Here is a 13,973-nt window from a genome sequence, read left to right as displayed (position 1 = left end):
TCACATCCTGAAAACGCCGGATTTGGTTTCCTCCACCGGTGCATTCAGCGCGGCGGAGAGCGAAAGCGCCAACACTTCGCGGCTTTTGGCGGGATCAATAATGCCGTCATCCCACAGCCGGGCAGAGGAATAGAGCGGGTGGCCTTCGCGCTCATATTTTTCGAGGATCGGTGCGCGGAAAGCGGCTTCTTCTGAAGCTGACCATTCGCCGCCCTTGCGCTCGATACCCTCGCGCTTGACGAGAGCCAGAACTGTCGCTGCCTGTTCGCCGCCCATGACGGAAATGCGGGCATTCGGCCACATCCACAAAAAGCGCGGCGAGAAGGCGCGGCCGCACATGCCGTAATTGCCTGCGCCAAACGAACCGCCGACGATCATCGTGACCTTCGGTACCCGCGCAGTGGCAACCGCCGTGACAAGCTTTGCCCCATCCTTGGCGATGCCGCGCGCCTCATAGGAACGCCCGACCATGAAGCCCGTGATATTCTGCAGGAAGATCAACGGGATGCCGCGCTGCGTGCACAGTTCGATGAAATGCGTGCCCTTCAGCGCACTTTCGGAAAACAGCACGCCATTATTGGCAATGATGCCAACCGGCATACCGTAAAGATGGGCAAAGCCGGTTATCAGCGTCGTGCCATAGTTCTGTTTGAACTCATCGAATTCCGATCCATCGACAATGCGGGCAATCAGTTCGCGCGCATCATAGGGCTGGCGCAGATCGGTCGGGATGATGCCGTAAAGTTCATTTGGATCGTAAAGTGGCGGAATCACTTTGCGAAGGTCGAGACCTATCTCTTTCTTTCGATTCAAGTTTCCAACGATCCGCCGGGCGATAGCGAGCGCGTGGGCATCGTCCATCGCATAGTGATCGGCGACGCCGGATTCACGTGTATGGACCTCGGCACCGCCGAGATCTTCGGCCGAAACATCCTCGCCCGTCGCGGCTTTTACCAAAGGGGGACCGGCGAGAAAAATGGTCGCTTGGCCTTTCACCATGATTGTTTCTTCCGACATGGCGGGCACATAGGCGCCGCCCGCCGTACACGATCCCATGACGACGGCGATCTGCGGAATGCCCGCCGCAGACATGTTCGCCTGGTTGTAGAAGATGCGGCCGAAATGCTCGCGATCCGGAAAGACCTCGTCTTGATTGGGAAGATTTGCCCCTCCGGAATCCACGAGATAGATGCACGGCAGATTGTTCTGCATCGCGATCTCCTGCGCACGCAGATGTTTTTTCACAGTCAGGGGATAATAAGTGCCGCCCTTTACAGTCGCGTCATTGACGACAATCATTACTTCCTTGCCGGATACGCGTCCGATCCCGGCGATCAGGCCGGCGGAAGAGATAGTGTCCTCATACATGCCCCACGCGGCGAATTGCCCGATCTCGAGAAAGGGCGACCCCGCATCCAGCAGTTGCGCCAGCCGGTCACGCGGGAGGAGCTTGCCGCGCGAGGTATGGCGTTCCCGCGCCTCATCGGTCCCACCCTTCGTCACCAATTCCGCCTTGGCCTGGATGTCACCAACAAGCGCCTGCATCCGCTTTGAATTAGCGGCAAAGGCCTCGGATGTGGTGCTGATCTGGGAGGTGAGGACGGTCATGCAGTCTCCTAACGAATGAGTTCAACAGGACAGCCGAGATCAAGCGTGGCCCAAATACGGTCGGCAGTAACAGCGGTACCACGATGATGAAGAGCCGTGGCGATGCAGGCACGGTCACCGAGAGAAAGGACACCGCGGCTGGCGCGCTTTCGTAGCTGTCCAGCGGTAACAGCGAGCGCTTGACTGAAGTCGATCACCGTTATGTCGCTGGCCTGGATGTAATTCAGCGCCACGTTTTCGCTAAAATCGAACTCAATGCACTTCGTCATGATTTCGGCAAGATTGACGCTGCACAACAAAGCGCCTTCCGCTAGAGCTGCGGCCCGTTCCTGGCCTGGCTCTCCCAGCAGGATCGCCATCAAAGCAGACGAATCGAGAATAGGCACACTCACTCGCCGCCGTCCAATAAAGGCAGGCCGTGCTTTCTGCGCCAGGCATTAGCTTCCTCGGTGTCGCGTGCGGCTTCTGCACGACGGTCTGCGATAAGCTCATCAACCATGCTTACGCCTGGATGATTTTTCTTGAATTTTTGTGCTTCGACGTGAACACGCTTGAGCGCCGCCTGTTGCGACAGAACACGAAGCTCGCCATCGACGATCTGAGCAACGACGGTATCTCCAGGCTTCAAAAGCATTGCAGCGCGCATGTCTGCGGGAATGACCATGCGGCCGGCAGCACCAATCTTCAGCCTTACGCGCCCAAGGGATACTAGCCCTTCGGATTGCCCCTCGAAAGGCTGCTGATCTTCTGAAAATCCTGTAGGGGTGGCCATTGCTTTCTCCGTGTCATACTCTTCATGACATTCCATTTGTCGCAATTCATGGCAATTACTCAAAAGTATGGCATAAAGTAGCCTTTATGTCATCACGCGCTTTCGGCAAACATCTCCCGGCCGATCAGCATGCGCCGTATCTCGCTTGTGCCGGCCCCGATTTCATAGAGCTTGGCATCACGCAACAGCCGTCCTGTCGGATAGTCGTTGATATAGCCATTACCGCCCAACGCCTGGATCGCTTCAAGCGCGCACCACGTCGCCTTTTCGGCGGCGTAGAGAACGCAACCCGCTGCATCCTTGCGTGTGGTTTCGCCGCGGTCACAGGCCGCTGCCACCGCGTAGACGTAGGCGCGGCACGCATTCGTCGTCGTGTACATATCCGCTAGCTTGCCCTGCATCAGCTGAAATTCCCCGATCGGCTGACCGAATTGTTTCCGCTCATGTACATACGGCACCACGACATCCAGGCAGGCGTCCATCACTCCCAAAGGTCCACCGGCAAGAACGACGCGCTCATAATCCAGTCCTGACATGAGGATTTTGGCACCTTGACCCTCTTCGCCAAGTACATTTTCAAATGGCACTTCGCAGTCCTCGAACACGAGCTCGCACGTATTCGAACCGCGCATGCCCAGCTTGTCCAGCTTCTGTGCAGTGGTAAAACCCTTGAATTCCTTTTCGATCAGAAATGCAGTGATTCCGCGCGAGCCCGCGGCGGGATCGGACTTGGCGTAGACCACCAATGTGCTGGCGTCGGGACCATTGGTGATCCACATCTTGTTGCCGTTCAGCACATAGCGGTCGTTCTTCTTGTCAGCGCGCAATTTCATCGAAACCACGTCCGAACCTGCGCCCGGTTCCGACATGGCGAGCGCGCCGACATGTTCGCCCGAGCAGAGCTTCGGTAGGTATTGCGCCTTCTGTTCCGGTGTGCCCCATCGATTGATCTGGTTGACGCAAAGATTGGAATGCGCACCGTAGGAGAGACCGACAGATGCTGAAGCCCGGGAGATTTCTTCCACTGCAATCGTGTGGGCGAGGTATCCGAGACCCGACCCGCCGAATTCAGGGTCCGCGGTCATACCAAGCAGACCAAGGGCACCCATCTTCTGCCAAAGATGCATAGGGAACTGGTTGGATTTATCGGTCTCGGCCGCCAGCGGTGCTATCTCCGCCTGTGCAAAGCGGTGCACCGTTTCCCGCAGTGCTTCGATCTCCTCAGAGACTCCGAATCTTAGGCCCGACTGGTACATTCCGTCCTCCCTTTTTAGTTGTCGCGATGTTCTTGGCGCCAACAAGGCGCAGTCCCATCGACACATATTTTTCTACGACCTCATCGACTGTAAGCCGATCATCGGGCTTGAACCAGACGGTTACGCCTGTGATCATCGCGATAATGGCACGGGTCGTCAGTGCAATATCATCGATCGCAAATTCACGCGCATCCATGCCGTCATCGAGTATATCGCGAAGGCCGTTCTCGTATCGCGCGCGCAATTCGACGATAATTGCACGGTTTTCCGGGCTAAGGCTGCGCAACTCCATATTTGCAATGTGAACATCCTCACGGCGCTCCACATGGAAGCGGATGTGGAAACGGATGAAAGCGGAGAGCCTGTCAAGCGCCGTATGAGCTTTGCGGCTCTCGGCTTCCCAAGCGCCGAGCAAGCGATCCATATGATCCCGCATGACTGAAAACAGCAATTCCTGCTTGTTCGGGTAATAGCGATAGAAGGCTGCGGACTGGACGCCTACCTCGTCGGCGAGCTGGCGCATCGACATTGCTTGATAGCCGACACGGGCAATCAACTGCTTCGCCGCAGCATCGATTGCGTTGCGTGTTCTTTCGCCATCTGAACCAGTTGTGCGTGCCATGGTAAATTAATAAAACGAACGTTCGATTAATTCAAGAGGCATGTTGCTAGACGAAGGTATGGATAGAGGAGGGGTAGCGATGCATGTAGGATCAGCGAATTGGAGTCGATTTCATCAATCAATTTTCAGAGTGGGTTTCATGTTTGAACGACGCATTTCTCGTCTATTCGCTACCCTGATTACAGTAATTTTCCTGCCGCTGGCACTAGCCTCGTCTGCAAACGCCCTGAGCATGAAAGAGTGCAGCGTCAAGTACAAGGCGGCGCAGAGTGCCGGCGAAGCCGAGGGAATTTCGTGGAGCGCGTTCCGCAAAACTCAATGCACCACGCCCGCTGATGCGGCGGCTAACGAGCCAACCAGTCCCGCACCGGCAGAAGCCAAAACAAAAACGGTTGAAGAAAAGCCAGAAAAGGCGGCGAAGAAAGCCGAAGCCGGAACTAAATCCCCATCAGGAAAGACGACGTTTCCGTCGTCGATAGCTGCCAAATTTGCCGCAGAAAAGCCTGCCAAGGCCCGCATGCACACATGCCTTGAGCAATATCACGCCAACAAGGATGGTGGCACTCTCGGCGGCACGCGCTGGATCGAAAAAGGCGGCGGCTACTACAAGTTGTGCAATGCCAAACTCAAGGGTGATGGTTAGGAGCGCGCCGGTCCACGGCTCAAAAACTCACACGGCTGGAGAGCTTGAAATCCGGTGATGGCGGTGGCACATTTGACGATATGGAACATCGCGTCGCATTTCTGGAACAATCATTTGAGAAAATGGATGCCAAATTGGGCACCCTGGTCAGTGACGTTTCGTCCCTGAAGGGCGATGTTTCCTCGTTGAAGGGCGACGTTTCGTTCTTGAAACGAGACGTTTCGTCCTTAACAGGAGATGTCTCTTCAATGAAAGGAGACCTCTCATCTCTGAAGGAAGATACCTCATACCTAAAAGGTAAAATGGAGGACATCTCCTATATTCGGGCCAAGATGGAGGATCTGTCTTATCTGAAGGGGAAAGTCGACAACCTTCCGACCACCCTGCATCTGCTGGGGTTTGTTATGGCAGTGTTGGCAATGGCGGGGTTGGCTAAATACTTTACGCCTTGATCGGAAAAAACCCGATCGCTATCGCTTGAAGTCCAATCCCCGAAACGCCGTTGCGGCGATGATAACCCATCCTAGAATGAGCAATGATCCTCCTAGCGGGGCGGCGAAGGCGAACAACCGGTCGCCGGCAAAATCGCGCGACGCGAGATCGCCAATAAAAAACAGCAATCCAACCACCAACACCCATCCGCCGAAATAGGCTGCCCGGTTGATCTTCGCCAATACCGACAGCGTCAGAAATGCCGGAGCATGGATGAACAGGATGGGTGCGATCGTGGCCATATGGCCCTCAGTGCTGTGGGCGGCTGCCGCATAGGCGGCAATGCCAGCCGCTCCAACCAGCCCGCCAATGCCCGCAAAAATCCGGTTGATGTCCAAGCTATTCTCCATTTCTGCTTGTTTGGCGAGCAACGCTTATTTGACTGCTTCCAAGGCCTGCGGAAACTGCTGTTCGAAATAGTCAAGTTCTTCATCGAGACCGACGCTTACGCGGATACAGCGATCCAGCACCGGCGCCATTGGTTTGCGCACGAAGACGTCCCGGTCGACCAGGGCGTTGAGAACGGCGAGGGCAAATGGTCCATCGCGGCCGCAATCAATAGTGACGAAATTGGTAGCGGAGGGAATCGCCTTCAGGCCATTCTTCGCGGCGATCTGCACGATGCGCTCGCGTCCCGCGATGATCCAGGCAACGACCGTCTTGAGATAGTCCTGATCCTCAAGCGCTGCCAGGGCGGCAATCTGTGTCAGCTTGTTCATGCCGAAATGGTTGCGAATTTTGTCGAAGGCGAGGATCTGTTTTTCTGCCCCGATAGCATAGCCGCAGCGCATCCCGGCCAATCCATAGGCCTTGGAAAAGGTTCGCATCCTCAGGACATTCGGCCGTGAAGCATCAATCGGCGGCAGAGCGCCCGCTGGTGCCGTTTCGCCATAAGCCTCGTCGAGGATCAGCATCGTATTTTTCGGCAGCGCATCGACAAAGTGCTCGATCTCCGCCGCCGCCCACCATGTCCCCATCGGATTGTCTGGGTTGGAAAAATAGACGAGCGGCGCCTGTTCGCGTTTCACAGCGTCAAGCAATGCCTGGAGGTCTTCGCGATCGTTTCGGTATGGCACCGTCACCAGCCGTCCGCCAAAGCCCGCCACATGAAAATTGAATGTCGGATAGGCCCCGAGCGATGTGACGACCGGCGTACCCTCGCGCACATATTGGCGCACGGAGAGCCCGAGCAGCGTGTCGATGCCCTCGCCAACGACGACGTTGGCAGGCGCAACGCCGAGATGTGCGGCAAGCGCCTGCTTCAGCTCGAAATTCTCCGGATCGGCATATTTCCAAGCCTCCCCAGCATGGTTTCGTATTGCGGCAATGACTGAGGGCGCTGGGCCGAAGCCGCTTTCATTGGCGCCGAGCCGTGCACGGAACAGTCTATTACGCTTGCGCTCCAAGGCTTCCGGTCCGACGAAGGGCACGGTCGAGGGGAGGGAGTCGATAAGGGGGATAAGCTGCGGTTCCATGTCCACAGCGATATCAGTTTTTGTGCCGGCGAAAAGCAAAATTTCACTCTTTTGCGTCGAACTCACAGTTCGAAGTCTCGACCACATATCGTCTTTCAAAGGAACCAATCCGCGAGGTTGTCTATCTTTCGGACGATTCCGGGGAAGTGCCGGATGACGTTGTCAGGTACATTGAGACCAATCCTACTGATCCGGTGGTGATCGACGGTGATATCACTACGGGCACAGTCATACCGGATGACGTACCGCTGGTCGCCGTGCCTGATCAACCGCACTACTCTTACGTGTATGTGCAGGATCGTCCCGCACTTGTCGAAAGAAACACGCGACGGGTCGTCTGGGTTCGGTAAATTTATATCACTTGAACGGCACCTGCTCGCTCTTCGGGGCGGGCGGGTGTTTTACCATCGGCGGTGCCGATAATACCGGTAGCGATTGTCATAGATAAGCAATGGTGTGTTGAATTGCATCTGCTCGAATTGCGCGCGGCTGGCCGCACGCCGGTCTAGATCGAGATTGAGCAGGCAGTTTGCGAAAGCATCGGTCCCGCGCCGGAAACCGTAGGATGAGCACGTCTGGTTATCGAGTGCCCGCCGCTCTTCCGGCGTCATCGACACGCAACCCGCGATGAGGAGCGTGAGCAACAGAACTGATCCGGTCACCAGTCTCATTTGGCCCTTCCTCGAAGACCTGCATTTTAAAAGATGATTTCAACCTTCAGATCGACCGTGAGTCCGTCCTATTCAGCAGGTTTGAAATGTTCGCGTTTGCGCTCTTTCCGTTCCCGCTCATGGCGTTCCACCGTAGCGATAAGTTTATGGGAAGCAAAATAAGCATAGCCGACAACGAGAGTACCCAAGACTACAGATGTAATCAGATATGCCAATTCGTTCGTCATCTGAATCCTCGTGCCAACGTGGCTCTGCCAGTTATATGTAGCCCATACGCTGCTGCGAGCCAATAGACACTCGATACGACAACAAAAATCCAGCGACGAGAATCGTAGGATAGACTTACCTCCGGATTGCTCATCAATGCCGCTGCAGGCCCGATAAAGCCGACCACGACCGCAGCCGTCGATAGACGATCAAGCGATGCAGAGAAGTACTTTACTATCTCGTTGTCGCGAGCTTGAGAATTGATGTCGTCGTTCATTGTAGCGCTTCCTGTGTAGAAAACAGGGCGGCACTATCCCAATTGCCTGAGACATTTAACAGCCAGACTTTGGTTGGATGAAACTGATCGGGGAGGGTGACGTCGGTGCCCTCATGTCGCGAGAAAAACACCGGCAATCATGAGAACAATTACTGCTCCTGCCAGGATCGGCAGGATTGAAAAACCTGAAGAGGTAGGTTGAGGCCTCAATACCAATTTGGCAAAGCTAGCAGAATGGTGGCTGCTAGCTGGGTGCATACGACAAAAGTGACAAACGGGATAAACCCGTCACTGACCTTCCGGTTATCATTTGCTGCGGCAAAGCTCATAAGGACTGCTCCCGATTGGACGATCCCTACAAGTAGCGAAGGATCATGATCGTCAGTGCCGAATTTCGGCTTGGTCACGCAACTGTAACAGTTTGAAACCTTTTGTCACCCAAAAAGTTCCGGTCCCTGTTCAACTTTGCCGTGATAGCCTTTCCGGCAGTGAAATATTGCTGCTGCAATGCAGAAGAAATTCTTCAGTTCCAGTGGTTTAGTCCCGGCGGTGCAAAACTTGTGCAAGCTCTGCACCGCCGGCGATTTTTGTTACTCGGCAGGCGTCGCCGCCGGAGCAATCGTGCCCGAATTGTGGCCGGCTTCACCTTCGAAATGGCTGCCATGGCTGGAATGCCTGAGCGGACGGTTACCCGTCAGGGCACGGACCAGCACATAGAAGACCGGTGTCATGAACAGACCGAAGAGCGTCACGCCGATCATTCCGGCAAACACCGCGACACCCATGGCGCTGCGCATTTCCGCGCCGGCGCCGGTCGATGTGACGAGAGGCACCACGCCCATGATGAAGGCAAGTGACGTCATCAGGATCGGTCTGAGCCGCAGGCGGCTTGCCTCGATCACAGCCTTGAATGGTGTCGACCCGGCAAACTCCAGTTCCCGCGCAAACTCGACGATCAGGATGGCGTTCTTGGCGGAGAGCCCGACAAGCACGATCAGCCCGATCTGCGTGAAGACGTTGTTGTCTCCTGCTGTCAGCCAGACGCCGGCGAGGGCGGCAAGCAATCCGAGTGGCACGATCATGATGATCGATAGCGGCAGCGACAGGCTCTCATATTGTGCCGAGAGGACGAGAAAGACCAGAAGGATCGACAGCGGGAAGATCAGATAGGCCGAGTTGCCCGCAATGATCTCCTGATAGGTCAGTTCCGTCCATTCGAAACCAATCCCGGGCGGGAGGGTCTCGGCGGCAATCTTCTCCACGGCAGCTCGCGCCTGGCCTGACGAATAGCCGGGAGCCGCATTGCCGTTCACGTCGGCAGCGAGGAAGCCATTGTAGCGCATGGCGCGATCCGGTCCAGCGCTGGATGAGACGTTGACCAGGGCCGACAGCGGGATCATCTCACCCGAACCCGATCGTACCTTCAGGTCGCCGATATCTTCAGATTTGGCCCGGAAGTTCGACTCCGCCTGCATGCGGACGGAATAGGTGCGTCCGAACTTGTTGAAGTCGTTGACGTAGACGGAACCAAGATAGATCTGCAGCGTATTGAATATTTCCGGCAGCGATACGTTGAGTTGGCGCGCCTTGGCACGGTCAACATCGGCATAGAGCTGTGGAACATTGATCTGATAGCTGGTGAACAGACCTGTCAGCTCCGGTGCGGCGGCTGCCTTGGCGAGGAACGCCTTGGTTGCGTCGTCGAGAGCCTGATAACCAAGACCATTGCGATCCTCGATCTGCAGCTTGAACCCGCCGATCGAGCCAAGACCCTGGACGGGAGGTGGCGGGAAGACGGCGCTGAACGATTCCTGGATGCCAGCTATTTGCTGATTGAGTGCCATGGCGATCGCACCGGCGCTCAGGTCGGGTGTCTTGCGCTCTTCGAAAGGCTTCAGCGAAACGAAGACCACGCCGGCATTCGAACTATTGGTGAAACCGGCAATCGACAGGCCCGGGAAGGCGATCGTGCTTTGTACGCCGGGAATCTTCAGCGCCATATCTCCGATGCGGCGGACGACCGCTTCCGTCCGGTCAAGCGTCGCACCATCCGGCAGCTGGGTGAAGCCGACCAGATACTGCTTGTCCTGCGGCGGCACAAAACCGCCGGGCACGCTCTTGAACATGAACGCCGTGCCGGCGATCAGCAGGAGATAGATGCCCATCATCACCGTCTTGCGCGAGATGACGCCGCGTACACCCTTGCTATAGCCGTTGGCGCCACGCGTGAACACGGCATTGAACCCGCGGAAAAGCCAGCCCAGCGTCAGGTCCATGAAGCGCGTCAAACGATCCTTCGGCTGGTCATGTCCCTTGAGCAGCAATGCTGCGAGAGCGGGCGAAAGGGTCAGGGAGTTGAACGCCGAGATAACTGTCGAGATGGCGATCGTCAGCGCGAACTGGCGGTAGAATTGCCCCGTCAGTCCGGTGATGAAGGCGAGCGGCACGAACACCGCGACCAGAACCAGCGCAATCGCGATGATCGGTCCGGACACTTCGCGCATGGCCTGGATCGTCGCTTGTCGCGGCGCCAGCCCGTTCTCGATATTTCGCTCGACGTTCTCCACCACCACGATGGCGTCATCGACGACAATACCGATGGCGAGAACAAGACCGAACAGGCTGAGCGCGTTGATCGAGAAGCCGAAGAGGTGCATCACCGCAAACGTACCGACGATGGATATCGGAACCGCGATGAGCGGGATGATCGATGCACGCCACGTCTGCAGGAACAGGATGACCACGAGCACGACCAGCAATACCGCCTCGAGCAGCGTATGGATGACGGCCTCGATGGAAGCGCGGACGAACTGCGTCGTATCGTAGACGATCTGGTAATCCACGCCTTCCGGCATGGTCAGCTTCATCTCGTTCATGGCGGCACGAACTTCGTCGGCGATCTGGATCGCGTTGGAACCTGGTGCCTGGAAGATCGGGATAGCGACGGCGCTCTTGTTGTCGAGCAGCGAGCGCAGCGAATAATCGGCGGCGCCAAGCTCGATACGGGCAATGTCGCTCAAATGCGTGATCGCGCCGTTGGCAGCGGTCTTGACGATGATCTGGCCGAATTCTTCCTCGGACTGCAACCGCCCTTGCGCATTCACCGTCAATTGCAGATCGACACTGTTCGAGTTCGGCGAAGCGCCGATGGTACCGGCAGCAGCCTGCACATTCTGCGCACGAATCTCGTTCAGAACGTCCGTAGCTGACAGGCCGAGCTCCGCCGTCTTCTGCGGATCGAGCCAGATACGCATCGAATAGTCGCCAGACCCGAACAACTGCACGTCGCCGACACCATTGATGCGGGCGAGGCGATCCTTGATGTTGATCAGGGCGTAATTGCGCAGATAAGTGATGTCGTAGCGATTATTTGGCGAGATGAGGTTGACCACCAGCATCAGGTCCGGCGAGCTTTTTACCGTTGTGATGCCGAGACTGCGCACTTCTTCCGGCAAGCGTGGTTCTGCCTGCGAGACACGGTTCTGCACCAGCTGCTGCGCCTTGTCCGGATCTGTACCAAGAGCAAAGGTAACAGTCAGCGTCATCTGGCCATCGGCTGTCGCCTGGCTGCCCATGTAGAGCATGCCTTCGACGCCGTTGATCTGCTCTTCCATCGGCGTTGCGACTGTTTCGGCAATTACCTTCGGGTTAGCACCTGGATATTGCGCCCGCACCACGATGGATGGGGGCACCACGTCCGGATATTCCGAAACAGGCATCGTCGTCAGCGAAATCAGGCCGCCAAGGAAAATGATGAAAGAAAGAACGCCCGCAAAGATCGGGCGGTCGATAAAGAAGTTGGAGATATTCATATCAATTCCGCCTGCCCGATGCGGGCCCCTGGATATTTATTGTTTGAGCTTGGCCTGGTCCGCCAGCGCCTGCTGGTCGGGAGCCTTGCCGCCCATCGCCACCATCTCCGGTGCAACGAGCGAGCCAGGACGAATGCGCTGCAAGCCATTGACCACGATCTTGTCATCCGCCTGCAATCCAGCCGTGACGATCCGCAAGCCGTCGGCCTTGGCGCCGAGCGAGATCTCGCGATACTCGACCACGTTCTTCGGATTGACGACCATGACGAACTTCTTGTTCTGGTCGGTTCCGACAGCCTTTTCGTCGACCAGCAATTCGTGCCGCTCAGTGGCCTGGCCCATGCGGACCTTGGCGAACTGGCCGGGCATCAGCTTGCCATTGGCATTGTCGAACACCGCGCGAACCTTGACGGTACCGCTCGACGCATCGACGCTGTTGTTGATCAGCTGCAGTTTGCCGGTGATGCCGTCCTGCCCGTGCACATCCATCTGAACCGGGATGCGATTGACAAAGTCGCGGCTGTTCAAGCCTTCGGGGAGATCGGCGAGCGCATTGGCGACGACGTTCTCATCGGCTTCGAAGCTGGCATAGATCGGGCTGATCGAAACCAGCGAGGTCAGCAGCGGCGAGCTTGGACCGGCGGCAATCAGATTACCCGCAGTGATCTCGATACGGCCGACGCGGCCGCTGATCGGTGCGCGAATATCTGTCCAGTCGAGGTCGAGCATGGCGGTCTGCAGCACTGCCTGTGCGGCTGCGAGGTCCGCCTGGGCGCTGATCTGAACATTCAGACGCTGATCGTAATCGCTCTGCGAAGCAAAGCGCGAGGTCACCAGCTGCTTGCCGCGTTCAAGTTCGCTCTTGGCATAGGCGAGCTTCGATTCGGCGGAGGCCACCTGCGCCTTTGCGCGCGCAACTTCCGCCTGATACGGCGCCGGATCGATCTTGACGAGGAGGTCGCCCTGCTTGACGATCGCGCCTTCCTTGAAGGCAACCGACTGAATGGCGCCGGCAACGCGTGAACGAACTTCGACCTGGTCGACCGCTTCAAGCCGTCCAGAGAATTCGCTCCACTGCGTCACGAGCTTTGGCTGTACGACCGCAACCGAAACCGGAGTGGCTGGCGCAGGCGCGGCCTGGCCCTTCTCGCCTTCCGCGTGGCTCTGCTGCATGTCCAGAAAATGGGAGCCGCCGACCGTGGCAAGTGTCAGAACCAGAGCGCTGGCATAAAGACTTTTTCTTAAAGTGCTGATTGACATCGTGGTCATCCTGCTTTGAAAGTTTCCACCATTGGGAGGATGGCGAATCTGAATTCGAACACCGAATTGAGCATTGACGTTCTATACCGATCGGTATAGAACGGATGGTATAAGGCGGCGAGGTAACAGCTGTCAATGGAATTTTATACCGAGCGGTATAATTCTTTTAGGGAGTGTTGTCCATGGGACGGCCCAGGGAATTTGATGCGGATGATGCCTTGCAGACCGCTTTGGAGCTATTCTGGCGCAAGGGCTATGAAGGTACATCCATCACTGACCTGACGGACGGCATGGGCATTACCAAACCCAGTCTCTATGGCACCTTCGGCAACAAGGAAGAGCTCTTCCGCATGGCGCTCCAGCGCTACGAGCAGAACTACATGGCCTTCTTCTGGAAGGCACTGGAGCAGCCGAGTGCGCGCGTTGTTGCGCTGGATGTATTGCATGGCTTTGCCAATGCACAGACTGAAGAGTGCAATCCGGGCGGCTGCCTTGGTATTAATGCGGCCATGGGTTGCAGTGAAGCCGCGGAGGCGATCCAGAAAACCGTTATCGAGCGTCGCCAGATAGGGCAGAAGGCGCTGGCACGACGTTTCGAACGTGCCAAACGAGAGGGCGATCTGCCTGCTGACTGCAATCCGGACGATCTGGCACGCTACCTTTTGACGATCGCCCAGGGCACCGCAGTCCAGGCCTCGAGCGGCGCTGGCCGCGACGAGATCTACCGGCTGATCGATATCGCCATGAAGTCTTTTCCGGGCTCAAACTAAATTACTTTCAGAAACTGTTGATTAATCGCGAAGGCTGTATATTGGCAGCCGGACGATCATGTTTGACCGTCAATGTCGCGACGGCGACCGCCGACGTTGGATGCCGAC

At 56.7% G+C, this 13,973-nt stretch carries 15 protein-coding genes; 4 read left to right on the top strand and 11 right to left on the bottom strand.

Features of this window, described 5'->3' with window-relative positions; genetic code table 11:
- The 5 genes from ACSQ3H_RS19500 to ACSQ3H_RS19480 form a co-directional block, all read right to left on the bottom strand.
- Positions 1 to 1,608: a carboxyl transferase domain-containing protein gene (locus ACSQ3H_RS19500; protein WP_436118565.1), complete on the bottom strand. Its 1,608-nt coding sequence runs from the start codon at positions 1,606 to 1,608 to the stop codon at positions 1 to 3.
- Positions 1,609 to 1,616: 8 nt separating this feature from the next.
- Positions 1,617 to 2,000, bottom strand: coding sequence for a PIN domain-containing protein (locus ACSQ3H_RS19495; RefSeq protein WP_436118564.1), 384 nt, complete (start codon positions 1,998 to 2,000; stop codon positions 1,617 to 1,619).
- Entirely contained in the window at positions 1,997 to 2,380 is a 384-nt protein-coding gene (locus ACSQ3H_RS19490) for an AbrB/MazE/SpoVT family DNA-binding domain-containing protein (RefSeq protein ID WP_436118563.1), read from the bottom strand. The genes ACSQ3H_RS19495 and ACSQ3H_RS19490 overlap by 4 nt, the downstream gene beginning before the upstream one ends.
- A 92-nt stretch (positions 2,381 to 2,472) precedes the next feature.
- Positions 2,473 to 3,636, bottom strand: coding sequence for an isovaleryl-CoA dehydrogenase (locus ACSQ3H_RS19485; RefSeq protein WP_436118562.1), 1,164 nt, complete (start codon positions 3,634 to 3,636; stop codon positions 2,473 to 2,475).
- Positions 3,602 to 4,258 carry a TetR/AcrR family transcriptional regulator gene (locus tag ACSQ3H_RS19480; protein WP_436118561.1) on the bottom strand — a complete coding sequence of 219 codons (657 nt, stop codon included), beginning with the start codon at positions 4,256 to 4,258 and terminating at the stop codon, positions 3,602 to 3,604. The genes ACSQ3H_RS19485 and ACSQ3H_RS19480 overlap by 35 nt, the downstream gene beginning before the upstream one ends.
- Before the next feature lie 139 nt (positions 4,259 to 4,397).
- On the opposite strand from ACSQ3H_RS19480, the gene ACSQ3H_RS19475 reads away from it, so the two are divergent.
- Positions 4,398 to 4,901, top strand: coding sequence for a hypothetical protein (locus tag ACSQ3H_RS19475; RefSeq protein ID WP_436118560.1), 504 nt, complete (start codon positions 4,398 to 4,400; stop codon positions 4,899 to 4,901).
- Positions 4,902 to 4,945: 44 nt separating this feature from the next.
- Positions 4,946 to 5,353 (top strand): hypothetical protein, encoded by a 408-nt coding sequence (locus tag ACSQ3H_RS19470; protein ID WP_436118559.1) that lies wholly within the window; start codon positions 4,946 to 4,948, stop codon positions 5,351 to 5,353.
- A gap of 18 nt (positions 5,354 to 5,371) precedes the next feature.
- On the opposite strand, the gene ACSQ3H_RS19465 is transcribed toward ACSQ3H_RS19470, so the two are convergent.
- The gene (locus tag ACSQ3H_RS19465) at positions 5,372 to 5,731 is read right to left on the bottom strand and encodes a DUF423 domain-containing protein (RefSeq protein WP_436118558.1); all 360 of its coding nucleotides are present in this window, start codon (positions 5,729 to 5,731) and stop codon (positions 5,372 to 5,374) included.
- Between the two features lie 36 nt (positions 5,732 to 5,767).
- Positions 5,768 to 6,868 (bottom strand): pyridoxal phosphate-dependent aminotransferase, encoded by a 1,101-nt coding sequence (locus tag ACSQ3H_RS19460; protein WP_436118557.1) that lies wholly within the window; start codon positions 6,866 to 6,868, stop codon positions 5,768 to 5,770.
- A 146-nt stretch (positions 6,869 to 7,014) separates the two neighbouring features.
- Between ACSQ3H_RS19460 and ACSQ3H_RS19455 the strand changes: the two genes are divergently transcribed.
- Positions 7,015 to 7,218 (top strand): DUF1236 domain-containing protein, encoded by a 204-nt coding sequence (locus ACSQ3H_RS19455; RefSeq protein ID WP_436118556.1) that lies wholly within the window; start codon positions 7,015 to 7,017, stop codon positions 7,216 to 7,218.
- 51 nt (positions 7,219 to 7,269) lie between these two features.
- Here ACSQ3H_RS19455 and ACSQ3H_RS19450 read toward each other — a convergent pair whose 3' ends face one another.
- From ACSQ3H_RS19450 to ACSQ3H_RS19435, 4 genes are all read right to left on the bottom strand, one after another.
- Positions 7,270 to 7,539, bottom strand: a complete 270-nt coding sequence (locus tag ACSQ3H_RS19450) for a hypothetical protein (RefSeq protein ID WP_436118555.1) — start codon at positions 7,537 to 7,539, stop codon at positions 7,270 to 7,272.
- A 223-nt stretch (positions 7,540 to 7,762) separates the two neighbouring features.
- Complete coding sequence (locus ACSQ3H_RS19445) at positions 7,763 to 8,023, bottom strand: hypothetical protein (RefSeq protein WP_436118554.1); 261 nt, start codon at positions 8,021 to 8,023, stop codon at positions 7,763 to 7,765.
- Between the two features lie 590 nt (positions 8,024 to 8,613).
- Positions 8,614 to 11,835, bottom strand: a complete 3,222-nt coding sequence (locus tag ACSQ3H_RS19440; protein WP_436118553.1) for an efflux RND transporter permease subunit — start codon at positions 11,833 to 11,835, stop codon at positions 8,614 to 8,616.
- A gap of 36 nt (positions 11,836 to 11,871) precedes the next feature.
- Positions 11,872 to 13,095 (bottom strand): efflux RND transporter periplasmic adaptor subunit, encoded by a 1,224-nt coding sequence (locus ACSQ3H_RS19435; RefSeq protein ID WP_436118552.1) that lies wholly within the window; start codon positions 13,093 to 13,095, stop codon positions 11,872 to 11,874.
- Positions 13,096 to 13,277: 182 nt separating this feature from the next.
- On the opposite strand from ACSQ3H_RS19435, the gene ACSQ3H_RS19430 reads away from it, so the two are divergent.
- Positions 13,278 to 13,865: a TetR/AcrR family transcriptional regulator gene (locus tag ACSQ3H_RS19430; protein WP_436118551.1), complete on the top strand. Its 588-nt coding sequence runs from the start codon at positions 13,278 to 13,280 to the stop codon at positions 13,863 to 13,865.
- Positions 13,866 to 13,973: the final 108 nt, after the last annotated feature.

This window comes from Phyllobacterium sp. LjRoot231 (assembly GCF_964253365.1).
Taxonomy (GTDB): domain Bacteria; phylum Pseudomonadota; class Alphaproteobacteria; order Rhizobiales; family Rhizobiaceae; genus Phyllobacterium.
The sequence above is the reverse complement of the archived record's forward strand: the minus strand, read 5'-3'. Positions and strand labels throughout refer to the sequence as shown.

Bases quoted from the DNA above. Each gene is read 5' to 3' on its own strand.
- ACSQ3H_RS19435 (WP_436118552.1), bottom strand. From the start codon at position 13,095: ATGTCAATCAGCACTTTAAGAAAAAGTCTTTATGCCAGCGCTCTGGTT.
- ACSQ3H_RS19480 (WP_436118561.1), bottom strand. From the start codon at position 4,258: ATGGCACGCACAACTGGTTCAGATGGCGAAAGAACACGCAACGCAATC.
- ACSQ3H_RS19500 (WP_436118565.1), bottom strand. From the start codon at position 1,608: ATGACCGTCCTCACCTCCCAGATCAGCACCACATCCGAGGCCTTTGCC.
- ACSQ3H_RS19475 (WP_436118560.1), top strand. From the start codon at position 4,398: ATGTTTGAACGACGCATTTCTCGTCTATTCGCTACCCTGATTACAGTA.
- ACSQ3H_RS19490 (WP_436118563.1), bottom strand. From the start codon at position 2,380: ATGGCCACCCCTACAGGATTTTCAGAAGATCAGCAGCCTTTCGAGGGG.
- ACSQ3H_RS19460 (WP_436118557.1), bottom strand. From the start codon at position 6,868: ATGGAACCGCAGCTTATCCCCCTTATCGACTCCCTCCCCTCGACCGTG.
- ACSQ3H_RS19450 (WP_436118555.1), bottom strand. From the start codon at position 7,539: ATGAGACTGGTGACCGGATCAGTTCTGTTGCTCACGCTCCTCATCGCG.
- ACSQ3H_RS19430 (WP_436118551.1), top strand. From the start codon at position 13,278: ATGGGACGGCCCAGGGAATTTGATGCGGATGATGCCTTGCAGACCGCT.
- ACSQ3H_RS19440 (WP_436118553.1), bottom strand. From the start codon at position 11,835: ATGAATATCTCCAACTTCTTTATCGACCGCCCGATCTTTGCGGGCGTT.
- ACSQ3H_RS19485 (WP_436118562.1), bottom strand. From the start codon at position 3,636: ATGTACCAGTCGGGCCTAAGATTCGGAGTCTCTGAGGAGATCGAAGCA.
- ACSQ3H_RS19445 (WP_436118554.1), bottom strand. From the start codon at position 8,023: ATGAACGACGACATCAATTCTCAAGCTCGCGACAACGAGATAGTAAAG.